The organism is Neptunomonas antarctica, from assembly GCF_001305295.1.
Lineage (GTDB): Bacteria > Pseudomonadota > Gammaproteobacteria > Pseudomonadales > Balneatricaceae > Neptunomonas > Neptunomonas antarctica.
In genome coordinates this window covers 1-1,111 of sequence record NZ_LJSI01000007.1, presented here as the reverse complement: position 1 = coordinate 1,111, position 1,111 = coordinate 1, and the positions used below count along the sequence as shown (strand labels likewise).

The window sequence follows — 1,111 nt, the reverse complement described above, 5'->3', positions numbered from 1 at the left end:
ATGCATAACCACGGCAACTATATTGTCAGCGTGGCTAACCTGAGCCGCTGGTTAGGCGAGCAGGCCGAGCAGTTAGGCGTTGAAATTTTCCCTGGCTTTGCTGCCTCTGAAGTGTTGTTTAATGACGATGGTAGCGTTAAAGGTATTGCCACCGGTGATATGGGCGTGGCCGAAGACGGCTCCGAGAAAGACGGCTATATGCCGGGCATGGAGCTACACGCTAAGTACACCTTGTTTGCTGAAGGTTGCCGCGGCAGCTTAGGCAAGCAGCTGTATCAAAAATTTGAACTGGATAAAAACGCCGATGCCCAGCATTACGGTCTCGGCATTAAAGAGCTGTGGGATATCGATCCGTCTAAACATAAGCCGGGCCTGGTGATACACGGTTCAGGCTGGCCGCTGGAAGGCGGCACCAGTGGTGGTTTCTTTATGTACCACACGGAGAACAACCAGGTGACCGTCGGTTTAATCGTCGACCTGAACTATGCCAACCCGTATGTCAGTCCCTTTGATGAATTTCAACGCCTCAAGCACCACACGGTACTGAAACAGTATCTGCAAGGCGGCAAACGTGTTTCTTATGGCGCACGCGCGATTGCTAAGGGCGGCTTTAATGCCTTACCGGAGATGACCTTTCCCGGCGGCCTGCTGATCGGTTGTAATGCCGGCACGCTGAACTTCGCTAAGATCAAGGGCACACATACCGCGATGAAATCCGGCATGATCGCAGCTGAAACGGTGTTTGAGGCGATTAAAGACGGTTGTACCGGTGGTAAGCAACTGGAAAGCTTTAATACGGCGTTTAAAGCCTCGTGGTTATATGAAGAGCTGTACCGCTCACGTAACTTTGGTCCGGCGATGCACAAGTTCGGCCCCTACCTGGGCGGTGCGTTTAACTTTATCGATCAGAATATTTTTGGCGGAAGACTACCGATCACCCTGCATGATGATCACGAAGATTATGCGCAGATGCGTCCGGCCAAAGAGTTCAGCCCGATTGACTATCCAAAACCGGACGGCGTACTGAGCTTTGATAAGCTGACATCGGTGTTCCTCTCTAATACCAATCATGAAGAGAACCAGCCGTGCCATCTGAAGCTGAAAGACAGTA

Annotated in this window: 1 protein-coding gene; it reads left to right on the top strand. The window is 51.5% G+C overall.

What is annotated here, in order from left to right; all coding sequences use genetic code 11:
- On the top strand, nucleotides 1-1,111 hold a 1,111-nt coding region (locus tag Nant_RS00035), incomplete at both ends, for an electron transfer flavoprotein-ubiquinone oxidoreductase (protein WP_054339598.1).